The 22922-nt window shown below is 46.0% G+C and carries 23 protein-coding genes and 2 tRNA genes; 8 read left to right on the top strand and 17 right to left on the bottom strand.

What is annotated here, in order from left to right; all coding sequences use genetic code 11:
* Positions 1-2 precede the first annotated feature (2 nt).
* Positions 3-76, bottom strand: a tRNA-Asn gene (locus ACO1NU_RS12085).
* A gap of 287 nt (positions 77-363) precedes the next feature.
* Positions 364-437, bottom strand: a tRNA-Asn gene (locus ACO1NU_RS12080).
* A 129-nt stretch (positions 438-566) separates the two neighbouring features.
* Between ACO1NU_RS12080 and ACO1NU_RS12075 the strand changes: the two genes are divergently transcribed.
* Positions 567-1487, top strand: coding sequence for a PfkB family carbohydrate kinase (locus tag ACO1NU_RS12075; RefSeq protein WP_448818743.1), 921 nt, complete (start codon positions 567-569; stop codon positions 1485-1487).
* 34 nt (positions 1488-1521) lie between these two features.
* Here the strand turns inward: ACO1NU_RS12075 and ACO1NU_RS12070 are convergent, their stop codons facing one another.
* The 4 genes from ACO1NU_RS12070 to ACO1NU_RS12055 are packed head-to-tail and all read right to left on the bottom strand — an operon-like array spanning position 1522 to position 3786.
* Complete coding sequence (locus ACO1NU_RS12070; protein ID WP_448818921.1) at positions 1522-1761, bottom strand: cytochrome b5 domain-containing protein; 240 nt, start codon at positions 1759-1761, stop codon at positions 1522-1524.
* The gene (locus ACO1NU_RS12065; protein ID WP_448818742.1) at positions 1761-2444 is read right to left on the bottom strand and encodes a lycopene cyclase domain-containing protein; all 684 of its coding nucleotides are present in this window, start codon (positions 2442-2444) and stop codon (positions 1761-1763) included. The genes ACO1NU_RS12070 and ACO1NU_RS12065 overlap by 1 nt, the downstream gene beginning before the upstream one ends.
* Entirely contained in the window at positions 2441-2953 is a 513-nt protein-coding gene (locus tag ACO1NU_RS12060) for a hypothetical protein (protein ID WP_448818741.1), read from the bottom strand. Before ACO1NU_RS12060 ends, ACO1NU_RS12065 begins: the two co-directional genes overlap by 4 nt.
* The gene (locus tag ACO1NU_RS12055) at positions 2950-3786 is read right to left on the bottom strand and encodes a phytoene/squalene synthase family protein (RefSeq protein WP_448818740.1); all 837 of its coding nucleotides are present in this window, start codon (positions 3784-3786) and stop codon (positions 2950-2952) included. The genes ACO1NU_RS12060 and ACO1NU_RS12055 overlap by 4 nt, the downstream gene beginning before the upstream one ends.
* A 72-nt stretch (positions 3787-3858) precedes the next feature.
* On the opposite strand from ACO1NU_RS12055, the gene ACO1NU_RS12050 reads away from it, so the two are divergent.
* Complete coding sequence (locus tag ACO1NU_RS12050; protein ID WP_448818739.1) at positions 3859-5352, top strand: phytoene desaturase family protein; 1494 nt, start codon at positions 3859-3861, stop codon at positions 5350-5352.
* Between the two features lie 82 nt (positions 5353-5434).
* Entirely contained in the window at positions 5435-6679 is a 1245-nt protein-coding gene (locus ACO1NU_RS12045; RefSeq protein WP_448818738.1) for an ABC transporter permease, read from the top strand.
* Positions 6680-6838: 159 nt separating this feature from the next.
* On the opposite strand, the gene galE is transcribed toward ACO1NU_RS12045, so the two are convergent.
* Positions 6839-7867, bottom strand: a complete 1029-nt coding sequence (gene galE, locus ACO1NU_RS12040) for a UDP-glucose 4-epimerase GalE (protein WP_448818737.1) — start codon at positions 7865-7867, stop codon at positions 6839-6841.
* A gap of 2 nt (positions 7868-7869) precedes the next feature.
* Positions 7870-8859, bottom strand: coding sequence for a UDP-glucuronic acid decarboxylase family protein (locus tag ACO1NU_RS12035; protein WP_448818736.1), 990 nt, complete (start codon positions 8857-8859; stop codon positions 7870-7872).
* Positions 8860-9325: 466 nt separating this feature from the next.
* Here ACO1NU_RS12035 and ACO1NU_RS12030 point away from each other — a divergent pair, with 466 nt between their 5' ends.
* A complete protein-coding gene (locus tag ACO1NU_RS12030; protein WP_448818735.1) occupies positions 9326-10462 on the top strand; it encodes a 3-deoxy-D-manno-octulosonic acid transferase in 1137 nt (378 codons plus the stop codon).
* A 3-nt stretch (positions 10463-10465) separates the two neighbouring features.
* Here ACO1NU_RS12030 and hemH read toward each other — a convergent pair whose 3' ends face one another.
* From hemH to panB, 8 genes are all read right to left on the bottom strand, one after another.
* Entirely contained in the window at positions 10466-11485 is a 1020-nt protein-coding gene (hemH, locus tag ACO1NU_RS12025) for a ferrochelatase (RefSeq protein WP_448818734.1), read from the bottom strand.
* Positions 11486-11518: 33 nt separating this feature from the next.
* Positions 11519-12187 carry a fatty acid desaturase gene (locus tag ACO1NU_RS12020; RefSeq protein ID WP_448818733.1) on the bottom strand — a complete coding sequence of 223 codons (669 nt, stop codon included), beginning with the start codon at positions 12185-12187 and terminating at the stop codon, positions 11519-11521.
* A 10-nt stretch (positions 12188-12197) separates the two neighbouring features.
* Positions 12198-13046 carry a 4-hydroxy-3-methylbut-2-enyl diphosphate reductase gene (locus ACO1NU_RS12015; protein WP_448818732.1) on the bottom strand — a complete coding sequence of 283 codons (849 nt, stop codon included), beginning with the start codon at positions 13044-13046 and terminating at the stop codon, positions 12198-12200.
* Positions 13047-13118: 72 nt separating this feature from the next.
* Positions 13119-13745, bottom strand: a complete 627-nt coding sequence (locus ACO1NU_RS12010) for a carotenoid biosynthesis protein (RefSeq protein WP_448818731.1) — start codon at positions 13743-13745, stop codon at positions 13119-13121.
* Positions 13746-13752: 7 nt separating this feature from the next.
* Positions 13753-14838 (bottom strand): glycosyltransferase family 2 protein, encoded by a 1086-nt coding sequence (locus ACO1NU_RS12005; RefSeq protein ID WP_448818730.1) that lies wholly within the window; start codon positions 14836-14838, stop codon positions 13753-13755.
* Positions 14839-14841: 3 nt separating this feature from the next.
* Positions 14842-15453, bottom strand: a complete 612-nt coding sequence (locus ACO1NU_RS12000) for a 1-acyl-sn-glycerol-3-phosphate acyltransferase (protein ID WP_448818729.1) — start codon at positions 15451-15453, stop codon at positions 14842-14844.
* 52 nt (positions 15454-15505) lie between these two features.
* Positions 15506-16225: an RluA family pseudouridine synthase gene (locus tag ACO1NU_RS11995; RefSeq protein ID WP_448818728.1), complete on the bottom strand. Its 720-nt coding sequence runs from the start codon at positions 16223-16225 to the stop codon at positions 15506-15508.
* Between the two features lie 8 nt (positions 16226-16233).
* A complete protein-coding gene (panB, locus tag ACO1NU_RS11990; protein WP_448818727.1) occupies positions 16234-17049 on the bottom strand; it encodes a 3-methyl-2-oxobutanoate hydroxymethyltransferase in 816 nt (271 codons plus the stop codon).
* 312 nt (positions 17050-17361) lie between these two features.
* Between panB and carA the strand changes: the two genes are divergently transcribed.
* From carA to ACO1NU_RS11970, 4 genes are all read left to right on the top strand, one after another.
* Complete coding sequence (carA, locus tag ACO1NU_RS11985) at positions 17362-18474, top strand: glutamine-hydrolyzing carbamoyl-phosphate synthase small subunit (protein ID WP_448818726.1); 1113 nt, start codon at positions 17362-17364, stop codon at positions 18472-18474.
* Positions 18475-18651: 177 nt separating this feature from the next.
* Positions 18652-19944: a phosphopyruvate hydratase gene (gene eno / locus ACO1NU_RS11980; RefSeq protein ID WP_448818725.1), complete on the top strand. Its 1293-nt coding sequence runs from the start codon at positions 18652-18654 to the stop codon at positions 19942-19944.
* A 104-nt stretch (positions 19945-20048) separates the two neighbouring features.
* Entirely contained in the window at positions 20049-20351 is a 303-nt protein-coding gene (locus ACO1NU_RS11975) for an FtsB family cell division protein (protein ID WP_448818724.1), read from the top strand.
* A 32-nt stretch (positions 20352-20383) separates the two neighbouring features.
* The gene (locus tag ACO1NU_RS11970; RefSeq protein WP_448818723.1) at positions 20384-20839 is read left to right on the top strand and encodes a hypothetical protein; all 456 of its coding nucleotides are present in this window, start codon (positions 20384-20386) and stop codon (positions 20837-20839) included.
* Here the strand turns inward: ACO1NU_RS11970 and ACO1NU_RS11965 are convergent.
* Positions 20834-22921, bottom strand: coding sequence for a hypothetical protein (locus ACO1NU_RS11965; RefSeq protein ID WP_448818722.1), 2088 nt, complete (start codon positions 22919-22921; stop codon positions 20834-20836). The genes ACO1NU_RS11970 and ACO1NU_RS11965 overlap by 6 nt on opposite strands.
* Position 22922: the final 1 nt, after the last annotated feature.

The following is a 22922-nucleotide window of genomic DNA, read 5'->3' as shown; positions in this document are numbered from 1 at the left end:
TGCTCCTGAGGCTGGGCTCGAACCAGCGACCCTCTGATTAACAGTCAGATGCTCTAACCGGCTGAGCTACTCAGGAGTACAAAACCCGGTTATGGTGCTTCACCTTCCGAAGAAAGGTCTGCGTTGTTTGGGACTGCAATATTCGGGAATAAATTCTGATTTTGAAAGGCTGATGGAAAGAAAATTACCGCAAGATACGCTACCGCTTCATAATTAGGACATTAATTTTTTAGGGGTGGATCATGACCAGAGTTTCGGAGTGCCGGCAGGCTAAAGTAGCTAATCATAAATATTAAAACCAGAAGGGTACTCAGGGGTTAAAAAAAGAAAAGGGTAAACAAAGTAAATTTGTTTACCCTTTTGCTCCTGAGGCTGGGCTCGAACCAGCGACCCTCTGATTAACAGTCAGATGCTCTAACCGGCTGAGCTACTCAGGAGTATAAAACCCGGTTATTGTGCTTTGCTGCCCAATAAAGGTGGACAACACTGCTGTGTTTTGGGACTGCAATATTCGGGATTTAAATTTATTTATGCAATATTTGCTGAAAGTTTTTTAAAAATTATTTATGAGCTTAGTTATTATCGGTACAGTGGCATTTGACGCTATTGAAACACCTTTTGGAAAGACAGACAAGATCGTTGGAGGAGCTGCAACTTATGCCAGCTTAGCCGCTTCGTATTTTTATGATAAAGTAAAGATTGTTGGTGTTGTTGGGGACGATTTTCACAAAGAAGATATTGAAGAGTTTACCAGCCATGGTATTGACGTAGAGGGATTACAGATTAAAGAAGGGGAAAAATCTTTCTTCTGGGCGGGAAAGTACCACAATGACATGAACAGTCGTGATACCCTTGCGACTGAACTGAACGTACTGGCAGATTTCGATCCGATCATTCCGGAGTCATACCAGAGCTGTGAGTACCTTCTTCTAGGTAACCTCACCCCTCAAATTCAAAAGACCACTATAGGTCGCTTAAAGAACCGCCCGAAATTAGTAGTTCTGGACACGATGAACTTCTGGATGGATGTAGCGATGGACGATCTGAAGGAAACCTTGAAGCTAGTTGATGTACTGACCATCAATGACGCAGAAGCCCGTCAGCTTTCAGGTGAATACTCGCTGGTTAAAGCGGCAAAGAAGATCATCGCGATGGGACCACGTTACCTCATTATCAAAAAGGGAGAGCACGGAGCACTCTTGTTTGATTCGGAGCGCGTATTCTCGGCGCCGGCGCTTCCGCTTGCTGAAGTGTTTGACCCGACCGGAGCAGGTGATACCTTTGCAGGTGGATTTATCGGGTATCTGGCAAAAGTGGGTACCATCAACTTTAACAACATGAAAAATGCGGTAATCTATGGATCTGCGCTGGCATCTTTCTGTGTTGAAAAGTTCGGCACAGAGAAGATCAAGAACCTGACGGCACCTGAAGTGGAAAGCCGGATAAAAGAATTCGTTACATTAAGCAGCTTCGTTATAGAAGCCTAATATGAGTCAAGTGATCGTTCTGCCTGGCTGACGGTCACTTGATTTTTCCTACCTTTTTGAATCGGGCGAATACGCCTGCTGAGTGGGGTGCATCCTGCAGCTCAGCAGTTAGGTCCTGACCTGCCCAGTGTTCATAGTGTTTTCCATCTCTCCAAAGCCTGCTCTCCGTAAGGTCGTAAATGACGCCATCAAGAGCTACCCAGATCTGTGGCTTATCTTGTCCGTTGCGAAGAGCCAGCTGCGATCGTGTATATTCAGGCAAATCTGCATCCATCATAGGGCCTGCCTTTTCGTTCTGAAGTATTCAAACAGCAATATATTAATCAGCAACATGGAGAGGGAGTAAAAATGGTCCTCGAACGGGATCGTAGATACGCGGAAGCCCACATTTTGAGCGTCATTGTACATCACGATGGGCCAGGATGTCAGAATGCCGTTTACGATGTAAAAGGGGAACATGGATACCAGGAAGGCCAGATAAAAACGACCCATATTTTGGGGCTGCTTTACATACACATATATACAGTTTGCCAGCAGCAGGCCGAATGTAATGAGCGTATAGACGCGGTCATGGTATAACACCAAAAGGAGGACAGAAAGCGCCGTCAGGGCATGCGTAATGAAGGGGCTGACGCGGGCCAGAATGTCCTTCTTCACATAAAAGTTCAGGCATTCGTAAATGAATATGCAGGAAAAGGGAACGGTAACGAAAAAGAGAATTTCCTCTATGGGCAGATTGAGAAAATACACTCCTGTAACATACCGGTTGTTGAAGGACCAGACATCGTATAAGGTAAAAACATAGTCCCACAGCAGGAAACACAATCCACTGATCACCTGCGCCGGAAAGATATATTTCCATTTTTTATAAAAGTGAACGTTCTTGTCGAACGATAACAACACCGGAAAGATGACGGTCAGAAAATTAATTAGCAGGTAGGTGTACTTTTCGTTCATTTCATTGCCTGATTGATGATCTCCAGCTCGTGTTGTTTCAGTCGTCCGGTTTCTACAACAAATTTCAACATATTTTTGAGAACTTCTTTGCTGAGCCCCCCATAGTGATGCCTTTGGACAAGGCGGACGATCTTTTTACGGTCTTCATCAAGATGTTTGCTCATGCCCAGAAATGTGGGCAGATAATGTTCTATGCTGAATCTCAGGAAGCGGATTTCTAGCTCGTCGGGCGCCTTCTTCGCTGCTGCGCTCAGCACCTGCATACCACTTTTGAGATGGGCGAGCTTTTGGTAAGGATTCCAGGCGTGTTTACCCATCAGGGTCTGGGCAGATCCGTAGTAAGCCAGGTGAACGGCGCTTATTCCCTGTTCGCGTTTCATCTGGCTTACAAATTTCTCTGCAGCCGCTTTGTTTTCGACAGCCTGATAGAACTGCGAACGCACTTTGTCTAGATCAGTCGAGAAGACCGACAAAGGAAGCACAAGAAGCAACAACAGTATTCTGATCATAGACCGATGATCCTCTCCTTGAACAGGGCCTGCCCAAGCAGCCACAATTTCCGTTTATCAGACACCCGTACACGTTCTGCAACGATGGTTCGGGCCGGCTTTGATTTTATTTTATAAAACAGCTCCAGGTAATACAGGTAGGCGACATAGACACCACTGCGCGACTTCCGGGGCAGTTGCTTAATACCTGCGAGGCCTTCATCGAAATCTTTCTTGATATCGGCTTCGATCATCTTTTTATCATCTTCATGAAAACGCAGAAAGTCAACTCCCGGAAAGTACACTCTGCCCCGTTCCTCATAATCAGCCTGAATGTCTCTCAGGAAATTGATCTTTTGAAATGCGGAGCCGAGGCTGCGGGCTGCAGGAAGCAGCTTTTCGTACAGACCTTCATGTCCATAACAAAAGATGCGGAGGCACATTAAGCCGATCACTTCTGCTGAACCGTAGATGTATTCTTTAAACAGGGAGTCGGTGTAGGAAACTTTATCGAGATCCATTTCCATGGAGTGGAGGAATGCCTCGATCAATTCCATGTCGATCTTGTATTGGTTCACAACCAGCTGGAAAGACTGAAGCACCGGATTGATGCTGACGCCCTTGCGGATGGCTTCGTAGGTATCCGTCCCGAATTGGCGGATCATTCCAACCTTGTCGTACTCGTGAAAAGTATCTACAATCTCATCGGCATATCTGACGAAACCATAAATCGCGTAAATGGGATTACGCAGGTCCTTATGAAACGCCTGGATGCCCAGACTAAAGGACGTGCTATAGCTTTTGGTGATGAGCTTGCTGCACTCAAAACAGGTGTAATTATACAAGTCCATCATAAAGTGAAGCCCCTCATTTACCAATAATACGAAATTTTGGTTTAAAAGTTTTTGAGGTTACATTTACAGTCTATGAATACATCTTCAGTAGCCATTATCGGTTCAGGCTTTGCGGGTCTGGCAGCCGCCTCTATTCTCGCGAAAGCAGGGCATGACGTTACAATCTATGAAAAGAATGAGCAGCCCGGAGGAAGAGCAAGAGTGTGGTCGAAGGACGGTTTCCGCTTTGACATGGGCCCGAGCTGGTACTGGATGCCTGATGTGTTTGAGGACTTCTTTGCTTTGTTTGGCAAGAAGAGCTCAGACTTTTATGAACTGAAAAGACTGGATCCTTCTTACCGTGTTTACTGGGAAGCAAAGGATTTTACAGATGTCCCCGCTGATATGAGGAAGCTCAAGGAGCTCTTTGAGGAACTGGAGCCAGGGGCTTCAGCAGGTCTCGACAGCTTTCTTAAGCAGGCTGAATACAAGTACAATACGGGTATGGGCGACTTTGTATTCCGCCCCTCCCACTCTATTGCTGAGTATATCGACCTGAAGCTGATCAGTGCAAGTTTCAGGCTGCAACTGTTTACCAGCCTCAGAAAGCATGCACGATCGTATTTCAAGCATCCGAAAATCATAGAGATCCTCGAATTTCCTGTCCTCTTTCTTGGGGGAACAGCTGCAACAACGCCTGCGCTCTACAGTCTGATGAACTACGCGGATCTCGCACTGGGAACCTGGTACCCGATGGGTGGCATGAACGAGATTGTAAAAGCGATGGTGGCCATAGCCCAAAGCCAGGGGGTGAAGATCTGCCTCAATACTGAAGTAAGCGCTATACGGGTGGAAAACGGACTGGCGAAAGGAGTGGAGACCTCGGCAGGCTTTAAGCCCGCTGATCTGATCGTCTCCAATGCAGATTATCATCATACTGACCAGGTTCTGCTTGAAAGCCGGTATCGTCATTACAGTGCCGGGTACTGGGATAAAAGAACGCTTTCTCCATCGTCGCTGCTATTCTATATCGGGATAAACAAAAAGCTGGCAGACATCCGCCATCACAGCCTGTTCTTCGACGAGGACTTCAACAAGCATTCTGACGAGATATATGACAGGCCACAATGGCCGGAGAAGCCGCTGTTCTACGTCTGCTGCGCTTCAAAAACGGACAACTCAGTTGCACCTGAAGGCGGAGAGAACTTATTTTTCCTGATCCCGATAGCACCGGGTCTGGAGGACACGAAAGAGATCAGGGACCGGTATTTTGATCTGCTGATGGACCGCTTTGAAGCGGTTACGGGCGAAACAATCCGGGAATCTGTGGTGGTGAAAAGAAGCTACGCCGTACAGGACTTTGTGAAGGACTATCACTCATTTAAAGGGAACGCGTACGGTTTGGCGAACACGCTGATGCAAACTGCGTTTCTGAAGCCGAAGCTTCGCTCGGGAAAGGTGAAGAACCTGTTTTATGCGGGACAGCTTACAGTGCCCGGTCCGGGCGTTCCGCCAGCTATCATATCCGGCCGGGTAGCTGCTGAGGAAGCTATGAAAGTCCTGCAGCAAAGACAGCCTGTGTCTTGAAGCTCAGCTAAATAATTAAATTAGGCCTTATGTAACAAAGAAGCAGGAGCGTTGCTCTAATAAAGGTTAACCATTGTTCTGTATGCCAGTAAGCAATAATTATAAAGAAAATGTAAGGGTTGCCCTTCAGTCTGTAAAAAGCAACAAACTGAGGACTTTACTCACGGCAGCGATCATCGCGATCGGTCTGATGGCATTGGTTGGCATTCTAACCTCAATTGATGCCATCAAAGCATCACTGAATAGCACCTTCTCCAGGATGGGGGCAAACTCCTTTACCATACGAAATCGTGGCGGAGGCATACGTTTTGGCGGGCCGGGTGAACAGCCCAAGCGACATCCATCCATTACTTTCCGGGAAGCTATAGCGTTTAAGGAACGATTTGACTATCCGGCTACTGTCTCGGTCAATACATTTGCTTCTCAGGGAGCCACCGCCAAGTATGGCAGCGAGAAGACCAACCCCAACATCAACATTATAGGGGGAGATCGCGAATACATCACCACCGGAGGCTATTCCCTTTCGAGTGGCAGAAACTTCTCTAAATCAGAAGTCGACTATGGCGCGAATGTCGTCATCATTGGCGAGGAGATTAAAACGCGGCTATTTCCAAATCTTAACCCTGTTGACCGCTTCATCCTTCTAGGTAGCAACAGGTACAAGGTTATCGGAATTTTCGATAAGAAAGGATCAGGTGCAAGTTTTGGCGGCGACAAGGTATGCGTGGTGCCGCTACTCAAAGCAAGACAAATATCTACGAGCAGCAAGCCCACTTATACCATTACGGTAATGAGTACCGACTCACGCCAGGCAGAGGCCACTATCGGCGAAGCCACGGCACTTTTCAGGAATATCAGAGGCTTAAGCGCGGGAAAAGACGATAACTTTGAAATTACTAAGAGTGATGCTATAGTTCAGACGTTGCTTGAAAATATCAAATGGGTAACGATCGGGGCAATTGTAATCGCCTTTGTTACGCTGGTGGGAGCCTCTATCGGTCTGATGAATATCATGCTTGTTTCGGTAACGGAACGGACCCGGGAGATCGGGATACGCAAGGCCATCGGAGCTAACCCCAGCCTGATCAGGCAGCAATTCTTATATGAAGCTATTGTAATCTGCCTTATCGGGGGACTGGCAGGCATCGTCCTGGGAATCCTGATCGGCAATGTAGTGGCTATGGCATTGGAGGCAAGCTTTATTATTCCCTGGATGTGGATGGTAGTGGGTGTGGTACTTTGTATCGTGGTGGGGATTATTTCAGGTATTTATCCCGCATCTAAGGCTTCGAGGCTCGACCCTGTTGAAGCGCTGAGGTATGAATAGCAAAGAAATGTGATTAAGTATACCCGCAGATCGCTCAGAATTCTTAGTGTGAGCGCCTGTATAATAACAAAGGAGACTGTCTGAAAAGCAGTCTCCTTTGTTATTTAATGTGCATACTGCAGGCGCCCGGGCTTATACGCACCGGCCAGATGTTCCTGCTTATTTGATCGGATTTTCTTTTATATAGTTCTCCCAGGCCCAGGCCGACTTCATCATCTCGTCGAGACCCAGCTCTGCAGACCAGTTAAGCTCCGCCTCAGCTTTAGTTACATCACCCCACACCTTTTCAATGTCGCCTTCGCGTCTCGGACCGATCTTGAAATCCAGCTTTACGCCTGTACTTCTTTCGAATGCATCGATCACCTGCAGCACTGAACTGCCTGTTCCTGTACCTACATTGAACACCTCATAATCGGCATCCATTCTTTCCTCTTCCTGACGTTTCAGAGCAGCGATATGGGCTTTGGCGAGATCCACAACGTGTATATAGTCCCGTATGCAACTACCATCTTCGGTATTGTAGTCATCACCGTATACAGTGATGGCACCGCGCTTACCTATCGCACTTTGCGTAATAAAGGGCACCAGATTTTGTGGCACACCGATTGGCAGTTCTCCAATCAACGCAGACTCATGCGCTCCAACAGGATTGAAGTAACGCAGGGAAATGATATGATAATTGGAATTGACTTTAGCGATATCAGAAAGAATCTCTTCAGCGATCTGCTTCGTGTTTCCGTAAGGAGATTCAGCCTTCTTAACGGGTGCATCCTCAGTTACAGGAAGAATGTCCGGCTGACCATAGACCGTGCAGGAGGACGAGAAAACGAAGTTTACCTCACGTCCTTCAAAAGCTTTCAGCAGGCTGATGAGCGAAAGGAAATTGTTCCGGTAATACTTCAGCGGCTGAGCTACTGACTCCCCTACCGCCTTGTGTGCAGCGAAGTGGATGACGCCGGTAATATCACCGTTTGCAGCAATAAAGTCGATGACTTTTTGTTCTTCGCAAAGATCCAGCTGATGAAATTCAGGTCTGATTCCTGTGATCTGAGTAATCTGATCTAAAATTCCGATACTGGAGTTATCCAGGTTATCGATGATTACCACCTCATATCCTGCCTCCTGAAGCGTAACTACAGTGTGGGAGCCGATATATCCGGTTCCACCTGTTACCAATATTTTACCCATGTCTATTTATTATAATTCGCAAAATCTTTATGTTCGATCTTCTCGATAACGTCCTTTGGTAAGGACTTAAAGTATTCATATGTAATTTTCAAACCTTCGGCACGCGACACCTTTGGCTCCCAGCCAAGGATCTCTCTCGCCTTAGTAATATCTGGACGCCGTTGTTTCGGATCATCTGTTGGCAATGGCCTGGTAACCAGTTTCTGATTTGTGCCAGTCAGTTTGATAATCTCCTCTCCAAATTCAAGGATGGTGATCTCATCAGGGTTTCCAATGTTTACAGGGTAGGGATAGTCAGAGAACAGCAAACGGTAGATTCCCTCGATCAGGTCATCAACGTAGCAGAATGACCGTGTTTGAGAGCCATCTCCGAAGACGGTAAGATCTTCACCTCTGATGGCCTGTCCGATGAAAGCCGGCAGTACACGTCCGTCGTTCAGTCGCATACGCGGACCGTAGGTGTTAAATATCCGAACGATTCTGGTTTCCAGTCCATGGAAGGTGTGGTAAGCCATAGTTATCGCTTCCTGAAAGCGTTTTGCCTCATCATACACCCCTCTTGGGCCTACCGGGTTTACGTTCCCCCAATATTCCTCAGGCTGCGGATTGCAGTTCGGGTCACCGTATACCTCCGATGTGGATGCAATCAGCATTCTGGCATTTTTAGCACGTGCCAGTCCCAGCAGGTTATGTGTGCCCAGGGATCCCACTTTCAGCGTTTGGATAGGTATCTTCAGATAGTCAATAGGGCTGGCCGGAGATGCGAAGTGAAGAATATAGTCCAGCTCTCCCGGAACGTGTACAAAGGTCGATACGTCGTGGTTGTAGAACTCAAAGTTCTCCAATTTGAAGAGGTGCTCAATATTGCGGAGATCTCCGGTGATCAGGTTATCCATAGCTATGACATGGAAATCTTCGCTAATGAACCTGTCGCATAAATGTGAACCCAGGAAGCCTGCGGCTCCTGTTATTAATATCCTTTTTCTTGCCATTATGACTATACTATTTTTCTGTCTATTCTGGTTGTTAATAGTTCTGCTTTGCCTGCATTTCCACATATTTCAGAATGCAAGCCCTCTCTATCCAACACCTGTGCACCAAATTCGTTTTGTATATAGCTGCATCTTCTGAATACTTCTTCCTGCCCACGATTACCTGCTATCAACACGTTGCAAAAACAAGCCTCTCGTTTACCTACCACCAGAAACTTCAGATTTCACCTCATCTTCCATGAGTACCTTTGTCACCTAAACTATGTTTGTAGCTAACCCGATTTTCATGTAACAAGCGAATATTCTATTATTTAACAGTAATTTCGGTGATTAAAGATTAGAAGTCTCGATGCTGTTCATATATAACCTTGGAATTCAATTATACAATTTACTGATTGTAATCTCACAAGCATTCAACATTAAAGCAAAACTTTGGCTTAAAGGTAGAAAAAACTTGTTTCAAACGATGAAACAACAGGTGAAATGTGAAAAAGAGCGAATCTGGTTTCACTTCGCCTCTTTGGGGGAATTCGAACAAGGAAGACCTGTAATTGAAAAAATAAAAGCCGATTATCCGGAATACCCTATAGTGATCACCTTTTTCTCTCCCTCCGGTTACGAGATGAGGAAAAACTACGCACTGGCCGAGCATGTATTTTACCTTCCACTTGACACCAGGCATAACGCGCGCGAGTTTATTGATATCATCAACCCCAAGTTGGCCATCTTTACCAAGTACGAATACTGGTATCATTATTTTAATGAATTAAGCAAGCTATCTATCCCCCTGATCGTCATATCAGCCATATTCAGACAAGAACAGATATTCTTTAAATGGTACGGCGGTCTGCACCGCTCTATACTCCGGAAAGTCAGCCAGCTATTTGTTCAGGATGCTGCCAGCGTTTCTTTACTCAGGAACATTGGAATCGAACATGCTACGATTGGAGGAGATACTCGTTTCGACAGGGTTACCGCTAACGCGCTTCATCCTACAGATTTCCCATTGGTAAGGAATTTCTGCGGCTCCGCTAAGGTTCTCATTGGAGGAAGTACCTGGCCGGAAGACGAGGGCTTGTTAGCTAAAGTTATAGAGATATACCCCGAATGGAAGTTCATTATTGCACCTCATGAGATCAAGCCAGAGAAGTTGAAAGCACTGGAAGGCCTGCTTCCTGCTGGCAGCTCGGTAAGGTATTCAAGCATTAAAGACGTTGACGCTTCTGCAATATCTCCTGCTACCCGGGTTTTGATCATCGACAACATCGGCATGCTGTCTTCTTTATATCAGTATGGAAAGATCGCCTATATTGGCGGAGGCTTCGGAGTGGGTATCCACAACACGCTTGAGGCTGCAGCGTTTGGCATTCCGGTCATATTCGGACCTAATTATAAGCGCTTTCTGGAGGCTAATATGCTGATTGCAGAAGGTGCCGCGTTCAGCATCAGTAACAATGAGGAGCTTTTAAAAAGAATGAACGAGCTTCAGGACCACGATTACCTCAATCAATGCGGTAGTGCTGCACGAAGGCTCGTTCAAAATAATACAGGTGCCACCGAGGCGATCTTCTCATACCTCGATCAGCACGTATTCAGAAAATAAATATTATACAGGCTGTTTAGCCAACTTTTCAAGAACTCCTATCCATACAGGATTGTCGTTGAGACTTTCAACGAGCTGGACCTTTTCACCACCCAGTTCTCTGAACTCCTCATCATATTCTTCTGCGATCTCGTAAATTGTCTCCAGACAATCGGCTACGAAAGCCGGACTGAATACCATCAGTCTTTTTACACCTCGCTTAGCCAGATCATGAACGACCTCGCTGGTATAAGGCTGAGCCCATGGCTCCTTTCCGAGTCTCGACTGGAAGGTTACGGTGTATTTATCCCTGGGGATATTCAACTTATCGGCGATCAACCGTGCCGTATCATGACACTGAGCCGAATAACAGAACTTATTGGTGTCGGATAACACAGCACAGCAATCAGGCGACTGCAAACAATGTTTCTTCGAGTCGTCACCTTTAATCAACTGCCGTTGCGGCAAGCCGTGAAAACTGAAAAGATAATGGTCAAAGGTCTCAATATTGTGCTTCCTTCCGTTCTCCGCAAAAATCTCGATCATCTCGGGATCATTATGAAAAGAGTTAATGAAGGATATATCGGGGATTGCCTGCCATTTGCTCACAATTTCCATCACTTTCTGGTGCACAGATCCCGTTGTTGCCGAAGCATATTGAGGGAATAAAGCAATCACCCGGATGCTCTTTATTCCACCTGCCTTAAGCTTATTCAGAGCCGACTCGATCGAAGGGTTCTGGTATCTCATACCCAGTTCCACCTGGTACTCTTCGCCCAACCGCTTTTGCAGTTCCTTGCGCATGATTTCACTGTAGTACATCAATGGCGAGCCATTATCCGTCCATATCTTCTGATACGTCTTAGCTGATTTAGGACCGCGGAAAGGAACGATAATTCCTTTAACCAACAGAGTCCTGCCAAGCTGACTTATATCGATAACCCGTTCATCCATCAGGAACTCATCCAGATACCTTCTCACATCTTTGACGGAGGGACTATCAGGGGTTCCTAAGTTTACCAATAAAACACCTTTCTTACTCATAAATTCGCTGCAAATATAGCCGATTTTATGCACCTATTTCATGCGCCATAGCTTCCACCAGGGCACTCCGGGCCATTCATGATGTTCATAATGATAGCCGAAGAAGTAGCAGGAAAAAAAACCGGCTAAATGGTTTTTCTTCAAAGTGCGGGAATGGTGAATATTCTGATGCTCACCATGATGGGGCTGCCAGGTACCAAAATAAAAGAGCTGAAGAGTGCTCAGAAGGGCCGGGGCAACCCAAAACAGAAGAATATTGCTTTCTGAAAACCAGATTGTTAACACATTAAATAGTACTGCCATCATAATCAGCTGCAGCACGGACATGTATTCTTTCATGAAGTGAAAATACCAGATCAGAAAGGGCCCCTCATGGTAGTCGGGATCCTGATCAGAATGCACATGCCGGTGATGCTGATGATGCTTGACCATCAACTTCTTAAAAGAGAAGGCCGCATATAGAGCCGTGCAAACTTGCCCTATTATGATATTAAATTTACGTGAGGAAGACACAGTGCCATGCATGGCGTCATGTGCCGTTATGAAAAGTCCGGTATAAAGATGAGTCTGTACCAGGATCATGATGTAGACCAGCGGATTTCTCCAACTGAATTCCCATTGAAGCAGTGAAAACAAACTGGCCATCCAGCAGGAGATCACAAGCAGTGCGACGAGTATTCCAAAGTTGGATGCCTGTTTCATACAGAAGCTATTAAAAGCCTTCCAGTGCGGCTTTCACCTTTTCCATGAGCCACATAGGTGTTGAGGTCGCTCCGCAGATACCTACCCTGTCGCCCGGATTGAAAAGATTGATGTCGAGCTCCTCGGTCTGTGAGATGAAATAGGTATTCGGGTTATGCTTCTTACATACTTCATACAGCACTTTACCATTTGACGACTTCTTGCCCGATACAAAAACAATCTTATCAAAATTAACTACAAAGCTTTCGAGGTCTTCATTCCGGTTAGATACCTGCCGGCAGATCGTGTCATTTGCCTTTACGTCGTACCCTCGCTGAATAAGCTCCTCTTTTATCTGATAAAACTTCTCTGTGCTTTTAGTGGTCTGGCTATAAAGCGTAAACCTGGAAGGAAGTTCCACATGGTCCAGTTCTGATATATCCTGAAACACCAGCGCTTCGTTGTTCGTCTGCCCCTGAAGACCGATTACCTCGGCATGACCATGCTTCCCGAAAATAAGGATAGGTTCGTCCTCTTCATGCGAAACTTTGATCCTGTTCTGCAACTTCAGAACAACCGGGCAGGATGCATCGATCAGTGTGATATTATTTTTCAGTGCTATACGATAGGTCTCAGGCGCTTCACCGTGTGCGCGGATCAACACCTTTTCGCCATGCAGATCTGGTAATTCATCATGGCTGATGATACGCAATCCACGTGCTTTCAGTCGTTCAACTTCTTCATCGTTGTGGACTATATCTCCAAGACAATACAAGTATCCGTCTTCTTCCAATATCTCTTCGGCCATGTCAATGGCGTAAACTACTCCAAAGCAAAAGCCTGAATTCCCGTCTATCGTTACCTGTAGATTATAGCTCATAATACAATTAACGCAAAAATAGCAAAATGTTTCCGTTTGATGTAGCATATTTAGCGCCACATAAACAATCACTTAGACCTGAAGATAGAGAATCAGAAAGAATAAAAACTGAACAAAGAACAGCGTCGATGCTGACCGGTTATCTTTAGGAAAGGCAGAGCGCTGAAAAAGAAAAAGCAAAAAAGCTGAGAAAAAGAACCAGACGATATAATTCTGAACCGGAACTACGCCTCCTGCCCAGTCCCAGTAATCATATTTCATTGCTACCGGTTCAATCAGGAAATCAAGCAGCGTTACTGACGCAGCTCCCAGCGAAACAAAAGCATAGCGGTTGCTTACCCTGAATTGTACGAGGGTCATTCCCACTGAATAGATCACCAGGATCCAGTTGACACCGATCATCAGCGGGGTACCGAATACCTTAAGTCCTAACGTACTGCCATAAGCATAACTGCCAAAGATCAATCCCGTTTGCGTTCCGGCGAGTTCAATGAGAAAACCTGCAACATACGTCATTGCCAGAAAGATCCAGAAAGAGCGGCCCCGCACGTGTTGTGTGGAGATCAGCAAACCCGTCATCAGCAGCAGGTGGAAGGGCACGAGCTGTTTGAAAAGGTCGACTGTTGGGGTATATAGGAACCCAAACAAACCAACGCTATAGAAGAGAATAATAAGCAGGGAACAGGTTTTGAACTTCATGTTATGACTAAATTGAGCGCCCCTTCCACATGGATTGGCGCGTAAAATGCCTGATGATTGAAACGATAGCAATCAGCGAGAGTGAAACCATCTGGACAGGATGCAAAAGCACGTTCCAGAGTACGTGCTGGCCACTCATCAACGAAATCATAATTCTGCTTAAAAGAATAAGCGTCACGGCAAACATAAAGAGCGACAAACTCAAATAATAAGCGATGAATAATGGCCCGATCATAACCAGCAATAAATAACATATCAGACCCGCGATATTCCTGTTGAAGCCGGCGAGAATGTTCTTACTGAAGCCGTTTACTGCTTCATCATAACCGCTATACATACGACAAAACAGAAAGCCGTTTGCCAATAAAGTCTCAGTAGGCAGGCGATAGGTTTTTACCAGCTTGGCAATCTCCATATCGTCGAGAACCTTATCGCGTACCTGTGCATGCCAGTGATATATCTGATACATGGGTCCGTCAAACATCATAAACTGTCCGCTTGCCGCCGCAAAAGAAGCATTCTTGGAGATCCTCACTAAACGAAGAGGAAGAAGATTCAACAAAATAAAGTGCATCAGCGGAACGACTATCCGTTCCCCTATCGTCTCCATAACCTGGTTGGCAAATAAGCTCAGGAGGGCGAGCCGTCCGCGCTTAGTCCGGTGCACAGCATTATCTATCAAGCCTTCTCCTACACGCGTATCTGCATCTATAAACATAAAATAGCGCCCCTTGGCCACCTGCCCCAGCTGATGACACGCGAAATTCTTCCCTAACCATCCATCCGGAAGGGCGTTCCCCCTGATCACTCTGATCCGGCTGTCCAGCCTTGAAAATGATTCGCAGATCTGGTAAGTATCGTCCGTAGACTGGTCGTCCAGCACAAGCACTTCATAGTGCTGATACGATTGTCCCAGAATAGATTGGAGAAGGTGTTCGATACGCCCTGCCTCGTTACGTGCCGGGATCAATATAGATACCAGATCAGTGTACCTTCTGGGGGAGACAGGAAGCTTCGGGTTAGAGATAAAATTGAACAGACTAATTGTAAATCTCAGTATGAGGAAGAAGAATACTACATAGAAAACAAGCATGTATTATACGATAGTTCGGCAATGTTCCTGCCGGGAATTTTCATAGTGTTTATTGTAAGCGCTCTTGATTAGCTGCAAGCTGGTGAACTCTGCGCCCTCCCAACTCTGAAGATAACAGCTGGCAGCAGGTTTACGTTTTTCAAAATAATCAACGAAAGATGCTGAGAAAACGTATTGAAAACGCCTGTTTGAAGAATTAATCAGATTGATCAGTCCTTTTTCAAATGTGACCTCTTTTACGTGGTTGGAATGCAGCTTCCCCTGCGGGAAAAAGAGCACCAGATTGTCAGGGTCATTCAGAAGCTGACCTGCATGCTCCAGCGCATTCATCATCTTCTTGGGCTGACGGCCTACCGGAAATGCCCCCAGATATTTGAGAAACCACACCTTTACGTAGTTCTCTTCGGTTACCATTACATGAAAACGCTTACGAAAATACAGACGATTGATCCAGAAGATCATAAAGCCGTCCCACCAGGAATGGTGATTGGCCAGCAACAGCACTGCACGCTGTTCATCGAAAACAATCCTGTTGAACGAAAACCTGGAGAAGTCTTTCTTCAAGATTACTCCAATATACCAGGTAAAGAAAGATTTAACTACTGATTTGTACATCCAACCATTTAGAGACCGTAATATAGCGGTTTCAGAGGCTTTATCCTAACAATCAAACCAGGTGTTCGAACTTTTCCCAGAAACCGTCGTGAGGCAGGGGCGCCAAAATGTCTACCGGCTCGTTCTTCACCGGATGCACAAACTGAAGCCTGCGGGCGTGGAGAGCAATGGTCTTTCTCAGGCTCCCCCGTGGATAACCGTATTTATTATCTCCAACTATCGGACAGTCGAGCGTCGATAATTGTACGCGGATCTGATGTGGTCTTCCTGTTATTGGATCCACCTCGATCAGGTAATATCCACCGAGCTCCCCGATAAGTTTATAGTTAAGCTCAGAACGTAAGCTCCCCGGCAGCTCCTGGTCATGCGCTTTAGTCACATTCTTCTGTGGATTCTTCACCAGCCAGTGTACCAGATTACCTGATTCAGGCACCGGGCGGTTTCTGACCACCGCCAGATAGGTTTTATGCATCTGCCTGGACTTAAACAGCTTATTAACACGATCGAGGGACTTGCTGGTGCGGGCAAATAAGATCACGCCGCTTACCGGGCGATCCAGTCTGTGCACCACTCCCAGGAATGCACCGTTAGGCTTATTGTACTTTTTGGCGATATACTTCTTCACCTTCTCATCAAGAGACTCATCCCCTGTATCATCAACCTGAACAATATCGCCTCCGCGCTTATTCACCGCTATCAGATGATTATCTTCATATAAGATATCCTTCTCTGTAACGTCGTGACTTATATATGTCTTATCGATCTTTGCCATTGAACGTATTAATACTGTTCCTTTTCACTCGGAAAGTCCCTGGATTTTACATCATCCACATATGACTTAACCGCTTCATTCATCATTCCATACATATCTGCGTACTGACGCAGAAACCGCGGTTTGAAGCCTTTGTTCAAACCGATCATGTCATGAATAACCAGCACCTGCCCGTCGCAATCGCCACCTGCACCAATACCAATGGTCGGTATCTTGAGGCTCTCGGTAGCTTCCCGTGCCAACTGAGCCGGGATTTTTTCCAGAACTACCGCAAAGCAACCCGCTTCCTGCAGCGCAAGAACATCCTGCTTCAGCTTGCTCGCTTCTGCTTCTTCTTTGGCCCTCACGGTGTACGTACCGAATTTATGGATCGACTGAGGGGTCAGTCCAAGATGGCCCATAACCGGGATTCCAGCAGTAATAATCCGCTCAACCGACTCCCGGATCTCCTCGCCACCTTCCAGTTTCACGGCGTGAGCTCCCGATTCTTTCATAATACGGATAGCACTGTGAAGTGCCTCCTTTGAATTTCCCTGATAGGTACCAAAAGGAAGATCTACCACCACGAGGCTGCGTGCAGCTGCCCGCACCACGGAGGCTGCATGGTAAATCATCTGATCAAGCGTAATCGGCAATGTGGTCTCATGTCCGGCCATCACATTCGAAGCAGAATCACCTACTAAAATGACATCTATCCCCGCTTCATCTACTACTTTGGCCATTGAATAGTCGTAGGCCGTGAGCATGGCGATCTTCTCACCTCTCGCTTTCATGTCATGAAGAGTATTGGTGGTGATACGTTTGATCTGTGTATTTACTGACATATCTCGTCTCTATTGGTATTCCGGCAAATGTAGAAAAACTATGCTCATCCAGTTCGATATTTCACAATAATTTTATACCTTTGTCCCCTGTGAAAATTGAAGTGACCTGCTTCAGTATGTTGTACTCAGAATCCGGGAAATCTTTCGGGAACTTTAACCTTTTTCATTTATTTACGAACATTAAAAACAAGGGATACGCTGAGAATGAGTTCATTCTGGCTTACGGTCCCGGTGCAGAGTACCTGTACTACGAGTGGATAAATGACACATTAAGCGAACACAAGAATTCAAATCAACACGACATAAACTGAAATGATTAATTATATCAAACTACCTGCTGTGCTCCTTCTTGAGGACGGAACTGTGTACCACGGAAAGGCTGCCGGAAAGATTGGCACTACAACCGGGGAAATTTGCTTTAATACCGGAATGACCGGATACCAGGAGATCTTTACCGATCCTTCCTACTTTGGTCAGATCATGGTAACCACCAACGCACATATCGGAAATTACGGCGTGAATCAGGAAGAGGTTGAGTCAGGTGACATTAAGATCGCCGGACTGGTTTGCAAGAACTTCAACATCGCCTACAGCCGTAAGCAATCTGACAAATCGATCCAGGACTATTTTCAGGAGGAAAATGTGGTAGGCATCTCAGATGTCGATACCCGTTCGCTTGTTCGCCATATTCGCGACAAAGGCGCAATGAATGCGATCATTTCTTCAGAAGTACTGGATATCGAAGAATTGAAGAAGATGCTTGCGGGAGTTCCTTCAATGGAAGGCCTGGAGCTCTCATCTCAGGTATCCACTCAAGAGCCTTATTTCTACGGAAATGAGAGCGCCCAACACCGTGTCGCGGTACTTGACCTTGGGGTAAAGAAGAACATTCTCCGTAATTTCGATCACAGAGATGTATTTGTTAAGGTATTCCCTGCAAAAACGCCATTTGAAGAAATGGAACAATGGGGCGCTGACGGCTACTTCATTTCTAACGGGCCCGGCGATCCTGCCTCTATGCCTTATGCTCTGGATACGGTAAAGAAAGCCCTTTCTGCAGACAAGCCGCTATTCGGTATCTGTCTCGGTCACCAGCTGCTTGCACTGGCAAACGATATCCGCACAATGAAAATGAAGAACGGACATCGCGGTCTTAACCACCCTGTTAAGAATATCATCCTCGATCATTGCGAAGTAACATCACAGAACCATGGCTTCGGCGTAGTCTCTGAAGATGTTCATAATTCAGACAAGGTCGAAATCACTCACCTGAATCTCAACGATAATTCCATCGAAGGTATCCGGGTTAAAGGCAAGAAAGCCTTTTCGGTTCAGTACCACCCAGAATCTTCTCCTGGTCCTCATGATTCACGCTATCTGTTCGATCAGTTTGTGGACATGATGATCCCTCAGGAAACGAAATAAAACTACAACCCGTTAATAGCTGCTATTAGCGGGTTTTTTGTTTCTAATCATAAATAATTGTAATATAAGTTATTTTTGATGAGCCAAAAAACAGTACTTTTGGCCTTATCCTGCGTGATTTTCGAATCATACAAAAAAGAAAATAACCCAATCAGGTAATAAACTAATAAAAATCAAATGAGCTTAATTTTAGACGTACATGCCCGCCAAATCCTTGACTCGAGGGGCAATCCTACAGTTGAAGTAGACGTAGTAACTGAAAACGGAACTCTTGGACGCGCTGCCGTACCATCAGGAGCATCTACCGGTCAGTTCGAAGCGGTTGAACTGCGTGATAACGATAAAAGCAAATACATGGGTAAGGGCGTTCTTAACGCTGTAAACAATGTAAATGAAAAATTAGCTAAGGAACTTCAGGGTATTGACGTATTCGATCAGAATACAATCGATAAACTGATGAACGATATCGATGGCACTCACAATAAAGGCTCTATCGGAGCAAACGCAATCCTGGGTGTTTCACTTGCAGTAGCGAAAGCTGCAGCACAGGAAAGCCGTCAGCCACTATACCGTTATATCGGTGGTGTAAATGCAAATACACTTCCTATTCCAATGATGAACATCATGAACGGTGGTGCTCATGCTGACAATAAGATCGACTTCCAGGAGTTCATGATCATGCCTGTAGGCGCTGACACGTTCTCTGAAGCACTGAGAATGGGTACTGAAGTATTTCACACCCTGAAATCAGTATTAAAGAAAAAAGGTTATTCTACTAACGTAGGTGACGAAGGTGGATTTGCTCCTGAAATCCAGAGCAACGAAGAAGCTATCGAAACTGTACTTCAGGCAATCGAAGCTGCTGGTTACAAACCTGGTCAGGATATCTATATCGCTATGGATGCTGCCAGCTCTGAAATGTATGATGAGGCTACCAAAACATATAGCTTCTACAAATCTAACCCAGGCAAAACATTCAGCAGCGACGATATGGTTGCATACTGGGCTGAATGGGCTGCTAAATACCCGATCCTTTCTATCGAAGACGGTCTTGCTGAAACTGACTGGGATGGATGGAAAAAATTAACTGACGTACTGGGCAAGAAAATCCAGTTAGTAGGTGACGATTTGTTCGTAACAAACGTTAAATTTCTTCAGAGAGGTATCGAAACTGGTGTTGCTAACTCTATCCTCGTGAAAGTAAATCAGATCGGTTCCCTTTCTGAAACAATCAACGCAGTAAGTCTGGCTCAGAACAATGGCTATACTTCAGTAATGAGTCACCGTTCAGGAGAAACAGAAGATTACACCATTGCCGATCTTGCAGTTGCTCTTAACTGTGGTCAGATTAAAACTGGTTCTGCTTCCCGTTCTGACAGGATCGCAAAATACAATCAGCTGATCCGTATCGAAGAAGAACTAGGTGCTTCTGCCCGTTTCATCGGAAAAGACTTTAAATTCTTAAAGTAACCCAACTTTAGCGCAATTGCGTAAAGTACTGGTTTTTAATATTTAATACTGATAATTGACATCCTGTATGAAAACCATACGGGATGTTTTATATTTGTAGCACTATGAAACGCTTTTTCAGTCTTTTCAGCAACAAATACTTCCTGTCTGCTTCCATATTCGCAGCCTGGATGCTCTTTTTTGATCGGAACGATCTGATGTCCCAGTATGATTATCGTAGCGAACTTAAAAAACTTCAGGAAGAGAAAGACTTCTACACCAAAGAAACCGAACTGGTAAAAACAACGCTGGCTGAACTAACTACGGATCAGACCAAGCTTGAAAAGTTTGCCAGAGAAAAATACCTCATGAAAAAAGAAAATGAGGATATATATGTGATTATCCCAGACAAAGAAATAGAGAAATAATTAGATTAGGAACCTCTCCAACTCCAAACCAATTGCATAAACCATTTTTCTTCATATTAGCTACCTTCACTTTAACCGGGCCGTCTTTTGTCACCGCACAACAACCAGATGCCCAGAAAGAAGTCATTGTGCTTGATAAAGACACCCCTCTGAAGAGAAATTCACTTTCAACCTATATCGGAGAGATCAAGGGAAGAACCTATATCAAAATCATCTTCGAACAGTCTCCAACATCTGTAGAATCCACTCTGCTCTCTATCAGAGGCACTTGCTATGAAGCTGCTTCAGGAAAAACCTACCCCATCTCTGGATCTATTGATCCTGAAACCGGTATCTGGAACATCAGGTGCCTGAACGACAAAAAACAGACCGTATACACCTTCAAAGGAAAAGAAAACTTCGAAGGAACGATAGAAGGCGACTGGAAGAGCAGACATGCGGGCCTTCCATTCTACTTGTTTAAAAAAGAAAGCCCCAACTCGCTATAGTTCACCGTTCCTTTTTCGCAGGAACCATTCACAAAACAGCAGCATACAGATCATTCCGAATAGCCACTTCAGATCTATTATATCGCTGACTCTTGTCTTTTCGTACGATATAGTCTTAACCATCTCGTCAGCACGTATAGCCTTATACATATCTGATAGCTGTTCCGGACTATACAGCTTAGCCCCGCTTTGTTTAGCCAGCTGATACAACAACTGATGGTTTGCTTTCGTCTCCTGAAATTCCAGCTGATTGGAACCCACATGGATCAAGCCCTCTGCTTCAAGTCTGTCGGCACCCTGACGCGCGGTTGCTCTGTACCGATATTCCCCCGCCGGCAAGGTTCCCATGTTCAGCGTGTAGCCATTGTTTATCCTGCTGAACTGATAGGAGTAGACCTGCTTATTTTCACCGCGAAGGGTGAGCGCTACATCCGGCGTGTTCAGTAGCTCAAACGACTCGTTATACAGCTCGGCATTCAGCATCACAGGCTCCGTATCGGTATAAGCCTCCTGGGAAGGATACACCCTGAATCTTCTCCTGTCATCATCAGCAACCAGATACTGCATGCTCTTAGCAAGCAACTGATCTACTAAAGCGCTGCTTCCTGACGCATTAACAGCCTCCAGGCGCCATCGCCATATCCCTTCCCCTCCGAGAACCGCGATCCGGGGTTTGCTTCCCGCAGAGAAGCTAAATAGCGGCCAGCCTGTTTTAAGCTTTCCTGCAAGCTGGAAAAGCAGGTCGTGATGGGCCGACTTGAACCGTACATCTGAAAAGGGCACCTGTAAGGGTCCTAGTTTCGGCAGTTCAGAAATAAGGCTATCAGTAAGAGAGAACGCCGGAAAGGATTCATTTACCTCCGCCGGTAGCTCCAGAAGAGAAGAGGCAGGCTTCAGATCAAGCAGTCCTTGCATAGCGGAAAATGCGCGAAGATCACTACCGGCCCCAAGAACATACAGTGCTGGCTTACTTTTAAGAATTGGAGCAAGGCGCTGAAGCGATTGTCTCTGAGATGGGATCTGATACAATACAAGCAGATCAGCTTTCTCGATAGCTGCAGGCTGAAGATCTTCTACATAAGAGAGGGCCACATCGTAGGTGCCGCCCATACCAAACGACTGCCGGAGAGTGGCTATGTCCGGATGGGGTGCATCAGCAACGATCAGAACCTTCTTCCTGATATCACGCGCCTGCACGTAGAATTGCCTGATGTTGTTTGAAACGGAGACCTCCCCGGGCACAGAATCCACACGTACCGTATACCCTACAGTCCCAGGTCGCTGGGCGGGCAGAATCACCGGGAGATAAGTGCGAAATTCCGCAGATCGGATATCCAGCATTTTGGAAAAGACCAGCTCTTTTTCACGGTAAACAGAGAGCCGGGCTTTCTCACCTTCAATACCGTAGGCCTCGACCTGAATCCCTACCTCGAAGTCATTCCCGGCCTGAACAAGCTCATTATAGCTGAGGTTCGCTATAAGCCGGTCCTTCTTCTGATTCGTATCTCCGAGGGCTACTGAATATATGGGCACTTTCAAGGGCAGAGCGGCTGAAAGCGGGTCAGCGCCCCGATTGTACAGCCCGTCTGACGCAAGGATAATGGCCCCCACGTTCTTCCCGGCGTACATACTGTTGATCGTATGGAAGAGGGATGCAATATCGGTACGCTGATCAGCCAGGTTAGCCGCAAAACCAGCCCTTACACTATCACCCAATAGCAGGGTATCCACCTGATACTCCTGGGAAAGCTGATCGTAGAGTTTCTTCAGAGCTGCCCGGTAGCGCGAACCTTTTACCGGATCAACAGTCCCCATACCTAAAGAGGCTGAATTATCCTGTGCCAGTATAATCACAGGCTTCTCCAGCGTCTTCTTTCGGGACCTCACCTGCGGAGCAAAAAGCAAAAAGCTGATCAGTGCAACACAAAGCGCCCGGAGTGTAAAAACCAATGATCGGGGCACTCCGCTAACCCGCCGATGACGCGGATACAAGAACGCAGCATAGCCAAGCCCCAGCAGGACACTGAATAGTAACCACAAGAAATGACTGATCTGAAATTCCAAGGCAAAAAAAATTGGCATA

This window comes from Arcticibacter sp. (assembly GCF_053551015.1).
The sequence above is the reverse complement of the archived record's forward strand: the minus strand, read 5'-3'. Positions and strand labels throughout refer to the sequence as shown.